This window comes from Melghirimyces profundicolus (genome assembly GCF_003054245.1).
GTDB lineage: Bacteria > Bacillota > Bacilli > Thermoactinomycetales > DSM-45169 > Melghirimyces > Melghirimyces profundicolus.
Genome location: NZ_QBKR01000019.1, coordinates 46638 through 62970, shown reverse-complemented (window position 1 = coordinate 62970; position 16333 = coordinate 46638). Strand labels below are relative to the sequence as shown.

Here is a 16333-nt window from a genome sequence, read left to right as displayed (position 1 = left end):
CAAACTCCTTTCTTCTTTGTTTCGTCACCGGGGTTCCCCGGCCGTCGGGGCTGCCAGCCGCGATTCCGTCCTCCGTCGGGAAGGGAGCGCTTCTCCATATATTTCGATCGTCCGCCGGGCAATCCGGTTCCAATCGAACCGATCCACTTCCGCCCGGGCCGACTCCGCCATCCGTCGGGCCCGTTCCGGATCCGACAGGAGGGTTTGAATCTGAAGTGCCAGCGAATCCACATCCCCGGGGAGGGATTTCAGGACGGTCCGTCCGTGGTCGACTACGTCGGCCAACCCGCCCGTGTCGGAAACGACCACCGGGGTTCCCGCCGCCATTCCCTCCAGGGCCACGATGCCGAAAGGTTCGTAGAGGCTGGGGAACACGGTCACATCGGCCACATTCAACAGCCGGTTCCGGTCCTCGTCAGAAATAAACCCGGTGAACATCGCTTTCTCACCCAGACCCCGGTTTCGGGCTTCCGCTTCCAACGCTTCCTTCATCGGCCCTTTGCCGGCGATCACCAGCTTAACGTCGGGGTGTGCCGGCAGGATTTTCTCCCCCGCCTCCAAGAGGGTTTGAACCCCCTTCTCCGGCACCAGACGTCCGATGAAGAGAATGATCCGTTCATCTTCCAAGGCAAAAGGCTCCTTTTGCTTGCCGGCACCGCTGAACCGCAGCATCACCGGGTCCACTCCGTTGGGCACCACCCGCATCTTCTCATCCGGAAGCTCAAACAGGCGCCTCGCTTCCTCTTTCATATATTGGCTGCACAGGATCACCCGGCAGGCTTCTTCGGTGAGATTTCGTTCCAACCCGTGGATCCTGCGCTGCAACCCGGTACGGATACCGCCGTTCCGACCGTGTTCCGTCGCGTGAATCGTAGCGATCAGGGGAAGTCGGTGACGATGTTTGATCGCTTTGGCCGCCGGCGCCACCAACCAATCGTGGGCGTGAACCAAGTCAAAAGACAGACCGCTCTTCACGAGGGTATCCACCGCATCCGTCACCATCAGGTTCAACTGGAACACCCAATGCTGAAATTCCTTGCCGAAGGGCTTCATCACGTGGACCCGGTGCACATGGACCCCCTCCACCGTCTCGGTATGGGGATAGCCCTCCACTTCAGTGGTAATCACATGGACTTCCCACCCGTTTTTGACCAGCCATCGGGACAAGTCGAAAACATGCCGGGAAAGACCGCCCACGGTCATCGGAGGAAACTCCCAGGAAAGCATCAACAAACGGGGCGTTCCCTTTTCCTGACGGCGGTGCACCACGGGGTGGCGGGAGCGGAACCAGCGGTAATCCAATTCCGGGAAGACCGGATCCAGTTCTTCCACCTTCACCAGCCAACCTTCCTCCACCTTTTCCATCTCCACCATGTCGGCGAGGCGGTCGAATCGGTTCAGATGGTGCTTGATCCGTTTCAACGCATACTCCACCACGGTCTTCCCATCCAGAATAAAGGCCCAGTCACTGGCTTGGGCCAGCATCAGTTCCCGGGCCGCCTGGTTCAGCGCCCGCCGTTCCAAAGCGGCGGGGTGTTCCGCCCGGTCGGCGAGATGGATCATCCGCTCCTCCGCCCGGTGCAGAACCGGATAGATCCAATCGTTTTCCTCCCGGAGCCACACATCGGCATACCCGTGACGCCCCCAGGAACTCATGAAAAGGCGGCACTTCTGCAGACCGGTGAATCGGGCCAGTATCTCCGACGGGGTGGCGGGCCGGATCACTTCCTGGTCAGAATGCATTTTGCGGAACAGCATGTCGAGGAACACCGGCCCTTCGTACCACCAATGCCCGAACAATTCCGCGTCATAAGGTGCGGTGATGACCGGCTCCCGGCCCTTCCGTTCCCGGGCTTTCCCTGCCTGCCTCACGCGTTCCCGGAGGAAATGTTCGGCGTGTTCGGCGGCTTTTTCCCGTGCCCGGTCCGGGTCGTAGGGCTCTTTCTCTTTCCCTTCCCCGGTGATCCGGTGATATTTCATCCCCGTGTGTACCCGGATCCCTTCCGGATGGATGTACGGTCCCACATGTTTCAGCTCCAGATCGAACCCGATGTCCCGGTAATATTCCCGGTAATCCGAATCTCCGGGATACCCCTTCTCCGAACTCCACACCTGTTCCGACGCGGCGGGGTCCCGGGCGAACACCGCCGTCCCGTGGGGTGAAATCACCGGAGAGAGCCCTCCGAACAAGGGGCGGGGTTCCGCGGTGGCCAACCCGTGGTGATCGGTGAAAAAGTAATCCAAGCCGCATTCTTTCACCAGCCGGTCCAGACCGGGAGCAAAGCCGCACTCCGGCAGCCAGATCCCCTTCGGCCGGAACCCCATGATCCTTTCGAAGGTGTGAACGGCGGTGAGGAGTTGTCCCCGGACCGCCTCTTCCCTCCGGATCAGGGGCAGAAAGGCATGGGTGGCGGTGGAAGTCATCAGCTCCAACTTCCCCCCCTCCCGGAGTTCCCGGAAGGGAACGGTCAGATCTCCCCCGTATCGCAGAAAGAATTCCCGGACTGAGGTGAACCGGTCCCCATACATCCGGGCGAGCCGGTGGTACTCCGACTCCGGCCTCCCGGTCGTCCGCTTCCGTTCCTTCCCCGCCAGCTCGATCAGACGGTCAATATGCCGGAGGAAACGTTCCTGCAGCAGGGGGTCGGTCAGCATGGTGAGGAGTGTTGGGGACAGGGAAACGGTCGCCCGGAAATCCATCCCGTCTTTCACCAACCCCTGAAACACGTTCAAAAGCGGCACATAACTTTCCGTGATCGCTTCAAAGAGCCACCGCTCTTCCAGGGCATCCTCCCGCTCAGGGTGGCGAACAAAAGGAAGGTGCGCGTGAAGCACCAGGTTGAACCACCCCTGTGTCATTGTTTCTCCCCCCTCTTCCCGTCCTCCCGGAGAGAGTATCCGTCAAAGGATTCGCTCCAGGGTTCGTCGCTCCCGGGAAAGGCCCCGCCCCTTTTCCCCGAAGGACCGCCCGGGACCGGTTCCATCTTCCGGAACCGGACGGAAGGTTCGCCCGCCGACTCCGGTTCGGGCGGGGTCTCCGTCACATTGGAGCGGAGGATCGCGAAAAATTCCCCGTGAATTGTCCATGTGCCGAATTCGGCCAGATATCTCCTCCCCGGCTCCACTCCGCGAAAATACCAACGATCCCGGCCGGGATGCACATCCGCCGTAGAAGTGAACCGGGCGTTCTCCCCGTTATATTCCGGATCATTGACCTGATGGAGGCGAAGCGAAAACGGAAGCCCGCCCCACTCCGTTTCAAAATGTTCTCCGACCATCCCTTTCCGCCACTCTTCCACGGTCCAGTAAGCAAAAAGGGTCCAGGGATCCTTCACCATCAATACCAGCCGGTCGGCGGGCCCCCGCCGGACCCAGGATTCGTCGAACAAGGTTTTGTTCCATTCGTCCTCCCCCCGCGGACTCCCATCCTCCGTCAAACCCTGAAGAGCTGCTGTTCTGCGTTCCACTTCTCCCACCGGTTTCCTGTCCGCTCCCTTCCTGTCATTCCAATCGATCATGACCATATGCTAATGGATATCCCTCCATTTCACAATGATGCTTGTTTTAAGATTTATTAAAAAGATCGTTCATATCCGACAACGGCCGACAGTTGAAAACGATAACAATTCCCGCCTGCTCCCGCGGCGGGAGGGAAGGGTGTCGAGGGTTAAGAGAAATTTTCGGGGATTCGACAAAAGAAGTGGGATTTTGCCCGACACTCCATGAAGAATGAAAAACAAAGTCTGCGGCTTGATTGCCGCAGACTTTTTCTTTGCCGGGATGCCACTCGCTTCTCAACAGGCCCGTCAACCGGATTGCCGTTTTGGGTAAGATCCCCTTCCCATAGGAGTTGAAGGAGATCACCCGGAGGTTGAGTGAGGCCAGGTGCAAAGAAGACACAGCACTTCCGTGGCGCACCCCTTCCCCCAACTCGGGTAGCGATTTACTTATCCTCTTCCCGAATCCCGGCCAGGAGCAGCAGGACGACCGCCATGATCCCGGCCAGAACCAGCCAGGCGGGGGTGTAGCCGCCCCGGTCCACGATCCAACCGAAAAGCGGGGGCCCCAGCACCACGCCCCAGGAACCGATGGTGACACTGAAACCGCTGGCCAGCCCTGCCTGTTCCCGGGGCACCGATTCCGTGGCGGCATTCATCCAGATCCCGTTGAAACCACAGATGCAGAAACCGAACACTGCCACCAGAAGCAAAAATACAACATACGGCACTTCGGACGGGAGAAGCGCCGCCGTCAGGCTGCAACCCAAGGTGAAAACGGTAATGATCATCAGCACGGCCACCCGGCGACCGTTCCATAATCGGTCGCTCACCCATCCCCATGCGATCCGGCCGGCGGAACCGGCCGCTTCGGAAATCACCAGGCAAAGCCCTGACAGATAAAGAGAGAACCCCAAGTGTTCGTGGGCGAAAAAGACCAGGTACGTGCTGAGCACCAGATTGCCCATGTTGAGGCCGACGGTGGAAAGGCTCAGCTTCCAGAGAGAGCGATCCGAAGCGAGGAGCCGGACCCCACGGAAAAAACTTCGATACCCCCCCTCTCTCCTCCGATTCGCCGCCCGGGAATCCCGATAAAAGACATAAGCGGCCCATCCGACCGCACCCGTCGCCAGTGCGGAGACGGAGAGGGCCTCCCTCCATCCCCAAGCCATGGCCGCCGGCAACAGGATCAGCGCGGCCAGACCGGAGCCTGCGGTGATGCCCGTCTGCTTCACCCCCATCGCCGTCCCCCGACTTTGATGGGGAAACCAATAGATGATCCCCCGGTTGGTCACCGGGTGCATCCCTCCGTAAGCAAAGCCTCCCACCACCACAAAGAACAACAGCCAGCCGAAGTAAGGAGCCCAAGCTGCCAGCAAAAAGCCCGCCGCCGCCGCAAGGGTGAGAATCAGAAGCATCCATCGGGTGCCATAGCGGTCCACGAGAAATCCCGCCGGCAGGTTGAACAGGGACTGTCCCAAAAACAGGGCGGCAGGAAGCATCCCCACCTGGGCCTTGGTAATGGACAGATCCGCTTCGATCAGGGGACCCACCGGGGCCAGCCCCCGTCCCAAAAAAGCGACGGCGACCTGCGCCCCCAACAGGATGCCCAGCATCCGCCAGGCCCGGGACAAAGGTTCTTCTGCCTGTACGTGGGTGTTGGTGCTCATGGTGTCCAATGAGTTCCCTCCCCCGGTCAAACTCGATTAACCATGAGGATATCATGTTTCTCCCGGATTGTCTTGATCCGGCAACGTTTTGAAAGCTGCGGAACCCTGTTCACCGATAAAACAAACCCACCCCCACGGCCTTGCCCGTGAGAGGTGGGTTTTCGGACGTTCATGTTACCGGCAAACAGAGAATCCCCGATGGGTGCCCGGTTTGTGTCCGTCGTTACCCAGATGGCCGGATTGGGCCATGGGCACAATATGGTGATGGGCGTACTCTTGACCTGACGGGCTTCCGTCCCCGTTGCTGTCATTACAGGGAGGCGCCTGGTGCGCTTCCGCCGCCCCCGGACCGGCCGCCACAAAAGCCATGACACCTAACCTGCACAAATTTTCATTAATTTTTTCATCGTACCCCTCCCCCATGTTGTATTTTTGATTGAAAACGATCCACTCTCAACCGTTTCCTTTCATCACAGTCGACTGATCCACTCCAACCGCACCAGGACAATATAGCAGGCAAGCACCACTCCCCAAATCCCCAGGCCGATCAGAACCAGGTTCCACTCAGGTTCCTCCAGATTTTCCACGTCTTCCGCGTCCTCATACAGACGTTCCAACCGATTCCACCTCCCTGAACCTTCCCGAGCCTCTGTCCTGCAAGTAAAAGTCGGATGTTTATACTATTCTCCGACTTTTGTCACAATCCTCCCGCATTTCCTGAAGTTTCCCGGGAACAAACCACAAAAAACCCGCGGGTTTCCGCGGGTAACTTCCTTAATATTGTACCAATGTAAAAATATCGAGGTCGGGAAGTTTTTCCCGTCCGTTGAGATAGGTCAGCTCGATCACGAAAGCGGCGCCGGCCACCTCCGCTTTCAATTGGCGGACCAGGTTCAGGGTGGCGTTGACGGTTCCGCCCGTGGCCAGAAGATCGTCCACGATCAGAACCCGCTGTCCGGGCTGGATGGCATCCTTGTGGATGGCCAGTTTATCCTTGCCGTATTCCAGGCTGTATGCCGTCTCCACCGTCTCCGCCGGCAGCTTTCCCGCCTTGCGAACCGGGATGAACCCGACACCCAGTGCATAGGCCAAGGGGGTTCCCACGACGAAGCCCCGGGCTTCGGGCCCCACGATCAGGTCCACCTCTTTGTCCTTCAGCTGTTCCGCCATCTCATCGATCGCCGCGCGAAACGCTTTCCCGTCTTTCAGGAGGGTGGTGATATCCTTGAACCGGATACCAGGTTGCGGGAAATCCTCAATCACCCGGATTTTTTCTTTGAAATCCATGAGAAAACTCCTCCTCAATCCGGATCCCCGGGAAACACCGAGTGGATCCGTTCGCAAAGATCTCGGTACGAAGAATAAACAAAAGCATGCTGCACTTCATCCCGTTCCCGCTGTTCGCGGTATAAGCGGGAGGCGGTAAGGGGACGTTTGGGCGGCCGGGAGACCATTTCCACCCGGTTGCCGGCCATCGTGACAAACCCCAGTTCGTCAAAGACCTTGATCATGAAGGAGATCCAGTTGGCAGACAATCCGGTCATCCTGGAAAGCCGCTCCAGATCGGACGGAAGCCGCAACGCAGATTTTCGCAGCATGGATGCGTACAACCGCTTGAAATGCTCCCGGTCGGGCGTCCGGGCCAAACTTCCGTCCAGCTCGGCATCCCCGAAGGCGAAATAGACGCGCTTCACTCCGGTGAAACGGCGGAGAAGCCCCTCAAAAACGGACACAGAGGGCGGAAGATCCGCAAAAACCAGATGACATACCTCCCCGGAAACAGGGAGGACCGAGCCCTGCGATATTTCTTCCCAGGTGACGGTTTGCGCTCCAACGGTCCAATCCGCCCCCTTCATTCCCTCCCCGATGACGAACAGAGTCGACTCACCCGCCAGCCGGCGGAACCGATCGCTCTTGTCTCCGTTGCTCCTCCAATCAAACACCTGCAAGTGGGGGACCGTAAGATCCCTCACCATCAGCTGAGGGAACCGGCGGTTGTTCCACTCGTTGATGGACAGTTCCCCGAGGAGTTCCGGACGGGCCGAGGGAGCGATCTCCTCGGCCAGCTCCCCCAAGCGAAACCCGATGGCCTCCAAGGTCCGTTCCTGGTCTTCCAGAAGGAACTTCAGATGGTTTTTCTCCCGTCCGATCCGTTGCAGCTTTGACAGTTGCGCCCCTTTCAGACGGAATCTCGGAGTCGGGTTCCCCATCCCAAAGGGGGCCAGGCGTTCCAGTTCTTCGACCAACTTCACATCCACGTCGGCAACGCCCAGGTCCGCCTCCACCTTGGAGAGGGGAATGTAATCCTCTTGGCTGAGGCGTTCACCTACAACCCGGTCCAGCCGCTTGTGGAGGTCGGGGAGATGCTCCCGGGGAAGCGACATCCCCGCCGCCATCTCATGTCCGCCGAAATGGGGAAGGAGATCGGCGCACTCCGTCAGGGCCCGGTACATGTCCAATCCCGTGATGCTGCGGGCCGAACCTTTTGCCATCCCGGTCTCTTCGTCGATGCCCAGAACGATGGTGGGACGGTAATACTTCTCCACCAGACGGGAGGCAACGATCCCGATGACTCCGACGTTCCACCCCGGAGCGGCCACCACGATGAACCGGCGGTGCTTGTCAGGTTCGGCTTCCACCATCGCACAGGCTTCCTGTGCGATTTCCTCCACCAGCTTCTGCCGTTCCCGGTTCATCCGGTCCAACTCTTCCGCCATGGTGCGGGCCTCCTCCGGATCCTCCGTCAAGAGAAGTTCCACGGCGGTTTCCGCTGTATCCAGACGGCCGCCGGCATTGATCCGGGGACCGAGGGAAAAACCGACATGGCCGGCTCCCACGTCCCCGTCCACTCCGGAAACCTCCATCAGGGCGGACAGACCCACATTTTGCCTCCGGTTCATCTGTTCCAGTCCCAAGGCGGTGAGTACCCGGTTTTCGTCGACCAAGGGGACCAGGTCGGCAATCGTTCCCAGGGCGGCAATTTCCAGCAATTCTTCCGGAAAGCGGCCTAAAAGGGCCTGAGCCAACTTAAAAGCAACCCCCACTCCGGCCAACATGTCGAAGGGATACGAACACCCCGGTTTTTTGGGATTGATCACCGCGTATGCATCAGGCAGAACGTCCGGGGGTTCGTGGTGGTCCGTCACAATCAGGTCCAGATCCAGCTCTTTGGCGATTTCGGCTTCCGCGGCGGCACTGATCCCCGTATCGACGGAGACGACCAAGTCGATCCCTGCCTCTTTTGCCTGAATGAGGGCTCCTTCGTTCAAGCCGTATCCTTCGGTAAAACGGTTGGGTATGTAATAGTCGACATGGGCGTCGAGGCTTTGAAACACTTTCATCATCAAACTGGTGCTGCTGACACCGTCGGCGTCGTAATCCCCGTATATCCGGATTTTCTCCCCCCGGTCCAAGGCTTTCCGGATCCTTTTCACCGCTTGATCCATCCCGTCCATCAGAAAAGGGTCGTGGAGGGCGTCCTGACTGACCCAGAGAAAACGGCGGGCTTCATCCGGATCGCTCAAACCCCGGTTGATCAGGAGACGGGCGGTCAGGGGATGCACACCCAGTTCTTCCGTCAAGCATTTCACCCGTGACTCGTCGGCCTCCACCGGCTGCCAACGGGTTTTCGATTGCAGCATTCGGGGTTCACCTCGCTTGCCGCCTTTCATTATAGCACACCAAAGTCTGCCCGGAGAAACGGAAGTCAAGATTTCTCCCTCCCATCAACCCCTTCAAACGGGACCGCCCCTTCTCCTGGAAGCGTTGTGAAAAAGTGAACGGCAGCATTTACCCAAAGCCGCTCCGGCTGCACTCACAGAGCACAAGTCTCGCCTGGGGTCGCTTCGCTCCCCGGTCTCGCTATGCACTCACAGAGCACAAGTCTCGCCTGGGTCGCTTACGCTCCCCGGTCTCGCTATGCTGTCCTGCAGAGATGGTGGAACTGTCCGCTCCGAATCATCCTGCTGCGGGCAGGGGCAAAACGCCTTCGGATGCGACACAGAGGAGCTTTTGCCCTGAACGCCCTTGCAGTCTATTCTCCGCCGGGCAGGAGCAAAGTCGCTATTTTGGGTAAACGCTTCCCCTTTTCTCGAGACGAACATTCAATCACAAGCTTCTAGGTCTCCCCGTTGGGATGGTAGGGATTGATATGGACCAGAACGTCGGAGACGTGATCAAAACGTTCGATCAACGTCTTCTTGACCGCTTTCCCCACTCCATGGCCTTCCTCTACGGTCATACGGGGGTCCACCGCCACTTTCACATCGACGATCACATAGAAACCGTGCTCCCTTGCACGCAGTTCATCCACCCGGAGCACCCCTTCCACCCCCTTGGCGGCCTCCACCAATTCCCTCGCATCCTCTTCGTGCAAGACATGATCCAAGGTGTAATGAATGGATTCTTTCGCCAAACGGATCGCCATACGAATGACCAGGAGCGAAACGAGGATCCCCGCCACCGGGTCCAAGTACACCAGGGCGGAAATGTGGAATCTTTCTCCCAGAACGGCGCCGCCGATTCCGATCAGGGCGGCGATCGACGAAAAGACGTCGGATCGGTGTTCCCAGGCATTGGCGATAAGCGCCTGGCTGCCGATCCGTTTTCCCAGCCGGTACTTATACCGGAACATCCCTTCTTTCGCCAGCATCGAGACCAATGCCGCCACCACCGCCAGCACGCCCGGCGCCCGCACCGGTTCGAAGAGGGCCTCGAAAGAACCGTAGCCGATTTCCAAACCGACCAGCACCAGAAGAACGGAAACGATGATGGCCGCAATCGATTCCGCTTTGCCGTGACCGTAAGGGTGATCCTCATCCGGCGGAGCTTTGGCCACCCGGACCCCGATCAAGACAGCCAGAGAACCGACCACGTCGGAAGCGGAATGGACTGCATCCGCTACCAGGGCCCGGCTGTCGGCGATCACACCGATGACCCCTTTGATCACCGCCAGTATGAGGTTTCCGACGATTCCCACCCAGGCCCCTGTTTCCGCCTGGCGTATCTGATCCCCGTTCATGATCCGTTCCTCCGAAAAATTCAGCCGCGGATTCCCCGCGGCTTCATTCAATACAGTTTATGACCCGACAAACGGTTTTTATTCGGCGGTCTGGGCTTTCAGTTTGGCTTTCTGTATGGAATTCCATTTCCACGACACCCAGATCTGGCTGGCGACGAAAATGGAGGAATACGTCCCCGCTGCCAGCCCCAAGAGCAGCGCCAAGGCAAAGTAGCGGATGCTTTCCCCTCCGAGGAGGAAAAGCGTCAGCGCGGCGAAAACCACAGTCAACGACGTGTTCAGCGAGCGCACCAAGGTTTGGTGCAGGCTGTCGTTGACGGTTTTTTTCAGTTCCTCCCATGTTTTCGGCTTGTTGAAATCGAGATTTTCCCGGATGCGGTCGAAGATCACGATGGTGTCGTTGACCGAGTAACCGACGATGGTCAGCACCGCCGCGATAAAGACCAGATCCACTTCCCACTGGAACAGGGAAAACATGCCGATCACGAACAGGGCGTCATGGATCAGAGCCAACACCGCCGACAACGCAAACCGGTACTCGAAACGCAGCGTGACATAGAGAATGATCCCGACGGAAGCGATCAGGACGGAGATGAGAGCGTTCCGGGCCAGTTCCCGCCCGATGATCGGGTCCACCTTCTGTTCGTTCACCGCAACGTTATCCCCATAGACCGTCTCGAATTTCTTTTCGATTTCGTTCACCTTGTCCGGGGAGAGCACCTGGCTGGTCCGAAAGAGCAAGTACTCGTTCTTCGGTCCGGCCTTGCGCGCATCGGGACTCTGGTATCCCAGCTCTTCCAGTTGATCTTTGGCCTCTTCCAGGTCGTACGGCTTGTTGATTTTGATGTCGACACGGGTCCCGCTCACGAAGTCCACTCCGAGGTTCAACCCCTGAAAGAGGAGGGAGAGGAACCCCAATCCCAAAAGGACGGCGGAAATCATCAAAAACAGCTTCCGTCGACCGACGAAATCCAGGTTAAAGTTCACCGATCTCACTCTCCTTCACACCGAACCAGCCGGGACGCCGAAGCAGATTGGAACGGACCAGCAGGGTCATCATGATTCGGGACAGGGCCACGGCCGTCAAGAAGCTGACCACGATTCCGGTGATCAGGGAGACGGCGAAGCCGCGCACGGAGGAAGTCCCGAAGTAGAAGAGAACCGCCGCGGCAATGATGGTGGTGATGTTGGCGTCGAAAATCGTCAGGAAGGAACGGCGGGAACCCGATCGGAGTGCCGATGGGATACTCTTCCCGTAGCGCATTTCCTCCTTGATCCGTTCGTACATGATGATGTTGGCGTCCACCGCCATCCCGACCCCCAAAATGAAGGCCGCGATCCCCGGGAGGGTGAGGGTCACATTCAGAAGTGAAAAAGCGAGCAGAACCAGATACCCGTAGGAGATCAGGGTCAGGACCGCCACCAAGCCCGGCATCCGGTAAAAGCCGATCATGAAGATAAAAATGATGATGATCCCGTAAACCCCGGCTTCCATGCTCATTTTCAGGGATTCTTTCCCCAAAGCGGAATCCACGGCGAAACTGTGGATCTCCTTCAGGTCGACGGGGAGAGATCCGGCGTTCAAAAGTTCCGCCAGTTCCTTCGCTTCCTCGACGGTGAAGTTTCCGCTGATGATCGCTTCCCCGTTGGGGATCGGTTCCTGGATGACAGGAGCCGAAAGTTCCTGGTCGTCCAGGTAGATCGGCATTTGCTGACCGACGTATTTCCGGGTCAGCTCCCGGAATTTTTCCGCGTTCTTAAACTGAACCGTCACCGCGGGCTGGTTGTTTGGGTCGTAGTCTTGTTTGGCCCCTCCTTGTTTCAGGTCCGCTCCATCCATTAACACTTTCTTTCCGTCCGGACTGCGGAACGTGAGTTTCGCCGGCTTTCCGAGGACCTCGCGGGCCTTGTCCTGGTTTTTCACCCCGGCCAACTGCACCCGGATCCGGTCCTCCCCTTCCACCGAGATCTGAGGTTCCGTCACGCCCAGGACGTCGATCCGGCGGCTCAACGCCTGGGCAGTATCGTTCAACACTTTCCGCGTGATTTTTTGCCCTTTTTCCGCTTTCGCCTGGTACAGGACTTCAAACCCGCCCTGCAAGTCCAGACCCAGAGTGATGCTTTTGGCCACTTGCGGTCCGGTCAGGGCGGCCGTGGCCAGGATGGCGATCACCAGGAGGGAAAAGATCACGATTTTTCCCTTGCGAACCCTCATGCTGATGCTCCTCCTTCTCTTTTGAAGACAACCATTTCCATTATCCCAACACGGAACATCCGTGTCAATTTGTGGTGATCGCAAAAAAAAACGGGCGCCCTTTTAATCGCCCGGATTTTTATAAACGCTCACCATCAACCAATTCATAAACCGCGTTGCTTTCAAGGACATGATATCGTTGACCAGACGGTTCAACCGGGGCCAACCCCTGCGGTAGTTCTCGGAAACACAGGCCCACACCTGTTCACCGGTCACGTTTTCGTAACCGTAATACCGAAATTCTTCGGCCTTGCTGTTGCAAAGATCTTCGATGCATTTCATCAGCTCCGACTCGCTCAACAGCTCCACCGACTGCCGGCGTCTGCGGCTGACAGGTTTCAGATTTTGCCTTGCCAACCCCTTTCCCCCCTTTGGATCAAAGTGCGGAAAAATCGCAAAAACCCGGACCGACGGGTAATTGACCCGTCACCCGGGCTTGTCCGCCCCTGCGGGGTGATCCCGTGTTTCATAGGTAACGACGCCACAGAATATTCACCCTTAGGACTTATTATATGACCGTGACGGACGGACGGCAAGAGCGATCCGCAATCCTCCGGCAGCCGCGTGATCCCCACCCCTTCTTTCCAGTCATGGATTCGGGGGACAAGCGCATAAGCTTGTATCAACCAACCTGAGAAGAAGGAAGGGGCCTGTTTTTGACCAAGCAAACCTTTTTGCACGGCACCTTGATTCTGGTCGGCGCCGGATTCGTCACCAAAGTGCTGGGATTTATCTATCGGATCGCCCTGTCCCGCCTCATCGGGGATGAAGGAATGGGCCTTTTTCAAATGGCTTTTCCCATTCTGATCTTCGTCATCACCATCACCACGGCAGGCTTGCCGGTGGCCATATCCAAACTGGTATCCGAAGCGGAGGCGAACCGCGATGAACAGCGCATCCGGTCCATTCTGATCGTCTCCATCCTGATCGTCACCTGTTCCAGCCTCTTTTTCACCCTTCTCGTCCTGGTGACCGCCCCGTTGATCGCCAGTACGCTGTTAACGGATGAACGGGCGGTCTATTCCCTGATGGGGATCACTCCCATCGTGCCCATCATCGCCGTCTCCTCCATATTCCGGGGCTACTTCCAAGGCAGACAACAGATGAGTCCTTACGCCATATCCCAGATCGTGGAGACTGTCACCCGCATCTTCACCGTGATCCTGATGGCCCGGTTTCTGCTTCCTTTCGGAGTGGAATTCGCCGCAGCGGGGGCGATGATCGGGATGGTGATCGGTGAATTCGCCGGGATGCTGTTCCTGCTGCGATCATACAAAAAAGATCCCCACCGTCCCCCGATCCGTTTCCGGCCGGGGGAAGCGCTGAAGTTGAAACAATGGGGACGTTTCCGGGACACCACCGTCCGCCTGATGCGGCTGGCCGTCCCCGTAACCGCCAGCCGGATGGTGGGATCCCTCTCCTATGCCGTCGAACCGATCGTCGTTTCTCAAAGCCTGGCTCTCGCCGGGATCTCGGTGGCCGCCTCCACGGCCATGTACGGACGGTTGGAGGGGATGGCCATTCCTCTTCTCTTCTTCCCGGCCTTTATCACCTATGCTCTCTCCGTCTCCCTGGTTCCCGCCATCTCGGAGGCGGCGGCCAAAGGACAACAGCGGATGGTGGAACACCGATTGAATCAGGCCATGCGCCTCTCCCTGGTGGTGGGGGGACCCTGTGCCGCGGTCATGTTCGTCCTGGCCGCCCCGCTGACCGACCTTTTGTATAACAACGTGTCGGTGGCGAGACTGCTCCGGATCATGGCTCCCTTCGCCGTGTTCCTTTATCTTCAGGGACCTCTCTCCGCCGTCCTCCAAGGATTGGACAAAGCCAAGGATGCCATGAAAAATTCCATCTTCGGAGCCGTGGTCAAAACGACCCTGATCTTTTTCTTGGGCTCCCAGCCCTTCCTGGGAATTGACGGCGTGGTGATCGCCATCAATTGCGGCATTGTCATCGTGACCGTTCTCCACTTTCTCAGTGTCTTGCGTTACATCCCCTTTACCCTGATGGGGGGCGACTTCATCAAGCTGTCCCTGGCAGTGGGAGGGATGGGATATATGGCCCACTGGATCTTCCTCCTTACCGGCGGCGGGACCGTCTTCCGGGTTCTCCTGTCACTGGGAGCCAGTTTCACCGTCTATCTGGCGGCCCTGGTGTTTCTCTCCCTCGTCACACGGGAGGACGTCAAACGGATCCCTTACCTCGGCCGGTGGCTCAGTCCCTTCCTTCCCCGTTAGTCCTTTCGGGGATCGATATAAAGTCTTCCCGTATGGTCCACGCTCACAAAAAAGACCTGATTCGGGTCGTGGTAACCGTATTTTCTCAGCTCCTCCCGAAGCCAGGATGAATCCTTGCCGATACGGTGAAGCGAATGTTCCTGCACATTGCCGTCGATCACCAACGCCACGGGCAGTCTCATTATCCGGGGAAAAGGCGGGTTCATGACGTCCTCTTTTGTCAGGGGTTGCTTTCCCTCCTTCGGAAACACGCTCAGCTTCCCCGACGTTTCCAAGATGGCAAACTCCACGTCGGCCGGGTCTGCGATGTTTTTCTCCCGGAGCTGAATCATAAGATCATCGATGTTATAACGGTGTTTTTTCATCTCCTCTTCCTGAATCTTTCCGTTCTTGATCAGGTAAGTGCCTTTCCCGTCCATCAGATGCCGGAGGGTGGGGCTCTTCAGAGACAGCCAGGAAAACAGGATCTGGGCGGCCATCATCACCACGATCGGCATGAGGCCGTGGATGAAAGGCATCCGGGTGTCTTCAATGGACAGGACCGCCAAGTCGGCAATCATGATGGAAACCACCAGGTCAAAAACGGAAAGCTTGCCGATTTCCCGTTTTCCCATCAACCGCATCACAAACAAAACGAACAGATAAATAAACAAAGATCGCAACAGAATCGTCAGCATCTCCGGACTGCACCCTCCCTCCCGGTCCAGAAGCGTTGTGATTTATTGTTAGGCTCAGAAGAAGGGAAGCTTTTACCCAAAATAGCGACTTTGCTGTCCTGCCCAGCGGAGAATCAGACTGCAAGGGCGTTCAGGGGCAAAAGCTTCTCTGTGTTGCATCCGCAGGCGTTTGCCCCTGCCCGCAGCAGGATGATTCGGAGCGGACAGTGCAACCATCTCTGCAGGACAGCATAGCGAGACCGGGGAGCGTAAGCGACCCAGGCGAGACTTGTGCTCTGTGAGTGCAGCCGGAGCGGCTTTGAGTAAATGCTGCCGCTCACTTTTTCACAACGCTTCTAGTCTTCACCCCGTAACCGGGATTTATGACCGGTCGAGATTCGATTTGAATAAAAATCCATATTTATGGAGGGTTTTCCACCCCGGAACAAGAAGTCATGCATGAATCGGTTTTTATCTCCTTCCGGCGGGGAGAGGCCCGGCATAAAAAGGGAGACACGCTCATACCCATGTACAAACACCGCCGGGAGGTATACAAATGAAACAAAGCAGTATGGGTGAGTCCGCCCGCCCCCTTTTCCGTTCCCCTTTGCTTACCGGGATCAGCATTGTGCTGGGAACGGTTTTGGTCGGTTCGGTCCTGACCGCGCTCTTGATCCGTTTCACGGGAGTTGCGGAAGCCTCGCTTCCGTATTTCACCTACGGGATCAACGGTGTGGCCTTGATTTCGGGGGGGTGGATGGCGGGAAGGAGAGCCGGACAGAAAGGCTGGTTGTACGGAGGCCTGACAGGGCTTTTATACGTCCTTATCGTGCTCATCATCGGATTTTTGGCGTTCGACACCGGCATGCGGGTCCAACCTTTTCTCTTCACCGTCTGTGCGACGGGGATGAGTGCATTGGGCGGCATCTTCGGGGTCAACACCTCTGTCCGATAAACGTGGCAGGTTTCAGGACACGGCTCAAGTGGAAATCATTTACC

The 16333-nt window shown here is 57.7% G+C and carries 12 protein-coding genes and 1 pseudogene; 2 read left to right on the top strand and 11 right to left on the bottom strand.

The window, feature by feature from the left end:
• Nucleotides 1–24: 24 nt before the first annotated feature.
• From C8P63_RS13370 to C8P63_RS13325, 10 genes and pseudogenes are all read right to left on the bottom strand, one after another.
• Nucleotides 25–2859 (bottom strand): 1,4-alpha-glucan branching protein domain-containing protein, encoded by a 2835-nt coding sequence (locus C8P63_RS13370; protein ID WP_108025036.1) that lies wholly within the window; start codon nt 2857–2859, stop codon nt 25–27.
• A complete protein-coding gene (locus tag C8P63_RS13365; protein ID WP_108025034.1) occupies nt 2856–3524 on the bottom strand; it encodes a DUF4912 domain-containing protein in 669 nt (222 codons plus the stop codon). Before C8P63_RS13365 ends, C8P63_RS13370 begins: the two co-directional genes overlap by 4 nt.
• Nucleotides 3525–3943: 419 nt before the next feature.
• Nucleotides 3944–5167 carry an MFS transporter gene (locus C8P63_RS13355; protein ID WP_245920909.1) on the bottom strand — a complete coding sequence of 408 codons (1224 nt, stop codon included), beginning with the start codon at nt 5165–5167 and terminating at the stop codon, nt 3944–3946.
• A 174-nt stretch (nt 5168–5341) separates the two neighbouring features.
• Nucleotides 5342–5536 (bottom strand): hypothetical protein, encoded by a 195-nt coding sequence (locus C8P63_RS13350; RefSeq protein WP_108025028.1) that lies wholly within the window; start codon nt 5534–5536, stop codon nt 5342–5344.
• A gap of 101 nt (nt 5537–5637) precedes the next feature.
• A complete protein-coding gene (locus C8P63_RS19175; RefSeq protein WP_170109652.1) occupies nt 5638–5784 on the bottom strand; it encodes a hypothetical protein in 147 nt (48 codons plus the stop codon).
• Nucleotides 5785–5941: 157 nt separating this feature from the next.
• The gene (locus C8P63_RS13345) at nt 5942–6454 is read right to left on the bottom strand and encodes an adenine phosphoribosyltransferase (protein ID WP_108025025.1); all 513 of its coding nucleotides are present in this window, start codon (nt 6452–6454) and stop codon (nt 5942–5944) included.
• A gap of 14 nt (nt 6455–6468) precedes the next feature.
• Nucleotides 6469–8808, bottom strand: a complete 2340-nt coding sequence (recJ, locus tag C8P63_RS13340) for a single-stranded-DNA-specific exonuclease RecJ (RefSeq protein WP_108025023.1) — start codon at nt 8806–8808, stop codon at nt 6469–6471.
• Nucleotides 8809–9284: 476 nt separating this feature from the next.
• Nucleotides 9285–10187 (bottom strand): cation diffusion facilitator family transporter, encoded by a 903-nt coding sequence (locus C8P63_RS13335; protein WP_108025021.1) that lies wholly within the window; start codon nt 10185–10187, stop codon nt 9285–9287.
• A 78-nt stretch (nt 10188–10265) separates the two neighbouring features.
• Nucleotides 10266–12402 (bottom strand): annotated as a pseudogene (gene secD / locus C8P63_RS20065) (protein translocase subunit SecD).
• 102 nt (nt 12403–12504) lie between these two features.
• A complete protein-coding gene (locus C8P63_RS13325) occupies nt 12505–12798 on the bottom strand; it encodes a post-transcriptional regulator (RefSeq protein WP_245920894.1) in 294 nt (97 codons plus the stop codon).
• A 299-nt stretch (nt 12799–13097) separates the two neighbouring features.
• Between C8P63_RS13325 and spoVB the strand changes: the two genes are divergently transcribed.
• The gene (gene spoVB, locus C8P63_RS13320; RefSeq protein WP_245920892.1) at nt 13098–14678 is read left to right on the top strand and encodes a stage V sporulation protein B; all 1581 of its coding nucleotides are present in this window, start codon (nt 13098–13100) and stop codon (nt 14676–14678) included.
• Here the strand turns inward: spoVB and C8P63_RS13315 are convergent.
• Entirely contained in the window at nt 14675–15355 is a 681-nt protein-coding gene (locus C8P63_RS13315; RefSeq protein WP_108025017.1) for a DUF421 domain-containing protein, read from the bottom strand. The genes spoVB and C8P63_RS13315 overlap by 4 nt on opposite strands.
• 535 nt (nt 15356–15890) lie before the next feature.
• Here C8P63_RS13315 and C8P63_RS13310 point away from each other — a divergent pair.
• Complete coding sequence (locus tag C8P63_RS13310; RefSeq protein WP_108025015.1) at nt 15891–16289, top strand: TIGR04086 family membrane protein; 399 nt, start codon at nt 15891–15893, stop codon at nt 16287–16289.
• The last annotated feature ends 44 nt before the right edge of the window (nt 16290–16333 follow it).

What these genes read in the sequence shown, in the direction of transcription:
- recJ (WP_108025023.1), bottom strand. Translation starts at nt 8,808, where the DNA reads ATGCTGCAATCGAAAACCCGTTGGCAGCCGGTGGAGGCCGACGAGTCA.
- C8P63_RS13335 (WP_108025021.1), bottom strand. Translation starts at nt 10,187, where the DNA reads ATGAACGGGGATCAGATACGCCAGGCGGAAACAGGGGCCTGGGTGGGA.
- C8P63_RS13355 (WP_245920909.1), bottom strand. Translation starts at nt 5,167, where the DNA reads ATGAGCACCAACACCCACGTACAGGCAGAAGAACCTTTGTCCCGGGCC.
- C8P63_RS13365 (WP_108025034.1), bottom strand. Translation starts at nt 3,524, where the DNA reads ATGGTCATGATCGATTGGAATGACAGGAAGGGAGCGGACAGGAAACCG.
- C8P63_RS13310 (WP_108025015.1), top strand. Translation starts at nt 15,891, where the DNA reads ATGAAACAAAGCAGTATGGGTGAGTCCGCCCGCCCCCTTTTCCGTTCC.
- C8P63_RS13315 (WP_108025017.1), bottom strand. Translation starts at nt 15,355, where the DNA reads ATGCTGACGATTCTGTTGCGATCTTTGTTTATTTATCTGTTCGTTTTG.
- C8P63_RS13350 (WP_108025028.1), bottom strand. Translation starts at nt 5,536, where the DNA reads ATGGCTTTTGTGGCGGCCGGTCCGGGGGCGGCGGAAGCGCACCAGGCG.
- C8P63_RS13345 (WP_108025025.1), bottom strand. Translation starts at nt 6,454, where the DNA reads ATGGATTTCAAAGAAAAAATCCGGGTGATTGAGGATTTCCCGCAACCT.
- C8P63_RS13370 (WP_108025036.1), bottom strand. Translation starts at nt 2,859, where the DNA reads ATGACACAGGGGTGGTTCAACCTGGTGCTTCACGCGCACCTTCCTTTT.